The following is a 2,500-nucleotide window of genomic DNA, read 5'->3' on the forward strand; positions in this document are numbered from 1 at the left end:
ACTTAACCCAACATCTCACGACACGAGCTGACGACAACCATGCACCACCTGTCACTCTGCCCCCGAAGGGGACGTCCTATCTCTAGGATTGTCAGAGGATGTCAAGACCTGGTAAGGTTCTTCGCGTTGCTTCGAATTAAACCACATGCTCCACCGCTTGTGCGGGCCCCCGTCAATTCCTTTGAGTTTCAGTCTTGCGACCGTACTCCCCAGGCGGAGTGCTTAATGCGTTAGCTGCAGCACTAAGGGGCGGAAACCCCCTAACACTTAGCACTCATCGTTTACGGCGTGGACTACCAGGGTATCTAATCCTGTTCGCTCCCCACGCTTTCGCTCCTCAGCGTCAGTTACAGACCAGAGAGTCGCCTTCGCCACTGGTGTTCCTCCACATCTCTACGCATTTCACCGCTACACGTGGAATTCCACTCTCCTCTTCTGCACTCAAGTTCCCCAGTTTCCAATGACCCTCCCCGGTTGAGCCGGGGGCTTTCACATCAGACTTAAGAAACCGCCTGCGAGCCCTTTACGCCCAATAATTCCGGACAACGCTTGCCACCTACGTATTACCGCGGCTGCTGGCACGTAGTTAGCCGTGGCTTTCTGGTTAGGTACCGTCAAGGTGCCGCCCTATTTGAACGGCACTTGTTCTTCCCTAACAACAGAGCTTTACGATCCGAAAACCTTCATCACTCACGCGGCGTTGCTCCGTCAGACTTTCGTCCATTGCGGAAGATTCCCTACTGCTGCCTCCCGTAGGAGTCTGGGCCGTGTCTCAGTCCCAGTGTGGCCGATCACCCTCTCAGGTCGGCTACGCATCGTCGCCTTGGTGAGCCGTTACCTCACCAACTAGCTAATGCGCCGCGGGTCCATCTGTAAGTGGTAGCCGAAGCCACCTTTTATGTCTGAACCATGCGGTTCAGACAACCATCCGGTATTAGCCCCGGTTTCCCGGAGTTATCCCAGTCTTACAGGCAGGTTACCCACGTGTTACTCACCCGTCCGCCGCTAACATCAGGGAGCAAGCTCCCATCTGTTCGCTCGACTTGCATGTATTAGGCACGCCGCCAGCGTTCGTCCTGAGCCAGGATCAAACTCTCCGATAAAGTAGTTTGACTGACTACGCACATCGCTGTGCGATTTATTTAAAACTTTGAATTAACAGGTACGTTTTGTCTTGTTTAGTTTTCAAAGATCATTTTGTTCACTTTCTCAAGCAACTTTTTAATTATATAATAAGTTTCTTTTAAAGTCAACATATTTTTTATAAATGGTGGAGCCTAGCGGGATCGAACCGCTGACCTCCTGCGTGCAAAGCAGGCGCTCTCCCAGCTGAGCTAAGGCCCCGAAGTGGTCGGGAAGACAGGATTCGAACCTGCGACCCCATGGTCCCAAACCATGTGCTCTACCAAGCTGAGCTACTTCCCGATTTTTAAAAATATTATGGCGCGCCCGAGAGGAGTCGAACCCCTAACCTTTTGATCCGTAGTCAAACGCTCTATCCAATTGAGCTACGGGCGCATAATAATGAATGCCGAGGGCCGGACTTGAACCGGCACGGTAGTCACCTACCGCAGGATTTTAAGTCCTGTGTGTCTGCCAATTCCACCACCCCGGCGTGGATGGTATAGTTGGAGCGGAAGACGGGATTCGAACCCGCGACCCCCACCTTGGCAAGGTGGTGTTCTACCACTGAACTACTTCCGCATACAGGATAACTATCCTGTATAATGCGGGTGAAGGGACTTGAACCCCCACGTCATAAGACACTAGATCCTAAGTCTAGCGCGTCTGCCAATTCCGCCACACCCGCTTAACATGGTGAGCCATGAAGGACTCGAACCTTCGACCCTCTGATTAAAAGTCAGATGCTCTACCAACTGAGCTAATGGCTCTTTTTAAAAGACCTATGTTATTATCTTGTCCAAAAATGGTGCCGGCCAGAGGACTTGAACCCCCAACCTACTGATTACAAGTCAGTTGCTCTACCAATTGAGCTAGGCCGGCAAATATGGTGGAGGATGACGGGCTCGAACCGCCGACCCTCTGCTTGTAAGGCAGATGCTCTCCCAGCTGAGCTAATCCTCCATATATTACACTTACGTGTAATGGCTTGGCGGCGTCCTACTCTCACAGGGGGAAACCCCCGACTACCATCGGCGCTGAAGAGCTTAACTTCCGTGTTCGGCATGGGAACGGGTGTGACCTCTTCGCTATCGCCACCAAACCATTGAGAGTGTTCTCTCAAAACTAGATAACAGTAAGCATACATTCAAATTGGTTAAGTCCTCGATCGATTAGTATCTGTCAGCTCCATGTGTCGCCACACTTCCACCTCAGACCTATCAACCTGATCATCTTTCAGGGATCTTACTTCCTTGCGGAATGGGAAATCTCATCTTGAGGGGGGCTTCATGCTTAGATGCTTTCAGCACTTATCCCGTCCGCACATAGCTACCCAGCGATGCCCTTGGCAGAACAACTGGTACACCAGCGGTGCGTC

9 tRNA genes and 3 rRNA genes (2 of these 12 cut by a window edge) are annotated in these 2,500 nt (G+C 51.7%); all 12 read right to left on the bottom strand.

Going from position 1 to position 2,500, the window contains the following annotated elements:
* Positions 1–1,103, bottom strand: a 16S ribosomal RNA gene (locus tag BZ167_RS09160) (it extends 447 nt beyond the left edge of the window).
* A 165-nt stretch (positions 1,104–1,268) separates the two neighbouring features.
* Positions 1,269–1,344 (bottom strand) — tRNA-Ala (locus BZ167_RS09165).
* Positions 1,345–1,348: 4 nt separating this feature from the next.
* Positions 1,349–1,425: transfer RNA gene (locus BZ167_RS09170), tRNA-Pro, on the bottom strand.
* Positions 1,426–1,441: 16 nt separating this feature from the next.
* Positions 1,442–1,518, bottom strand: a tRNA-Arg gene (locus BZ167_RS09175).
* A gap of 11 nt (positions 1,519–1,529) precedes the next feature.
* Positions 1,530–1,615, bottom strand: a tRNA-Leu gene (locus tag BZ167_RS09180).
* Positions 1,616–1,629: 14 nt separating this feature from the next.
* Positions 1,630–1,704, bottom strand: a tRNA-Gly gene (locus BZ167_RS09185).
* 24 nt (positions 1,705–1,728) lie between these two features.
* Positions 1,729–1,810: transfer RNA gene (locus BZ167_RS09190), tRNA-Leu, on the bottom strand.
* A gap of 6 nt (positions 1,811–1,816) precedes the next feature.
* Positions 1,817–1,892: transfer RNA gene (locus BZ167_RS09195), tRNA-Lys, on the bottom strand.
* A 36-nt stretch (positions 1,893–1,928) separates the two neighbouring features.
* A tRNA-Thr gene (locus BZ167_RS09200) sits at positions 1,929–2,004 on the bottom strand.
* Between the two features lie 5 nt (positions 2,005–2,009).
* A tRNA-Val gene (locus tag BZ167_RS09205) sits at positions 2,010–2,085 on the bottom strand.
* A 23-nt stretch (positions 2,086–2,108) separates the two neighbouring features.
* Positions 2,109–2,224 (bottom strand): 5S ribosomal RNA (gene rrf, locus BZ167_RS09210).
* 50 nt (positions 2,225–2,274) lie between these two features.
* Positions 2,275–2,500, bottom strand: a 23S ribosomal RNA gene (locus BZ167_RS09215); it runs 2,704 nt beyond the window's last position.

It is taken from the genome of Bacillus sp. 275 (assembly GCF_001999205.1).
GTDB classification, from domain to species: domain Bacteria; phylum Bacillota; class Bacilli; order Bacillales; family Bacillaceae; genus Bacillus; species Bacillus velezensis.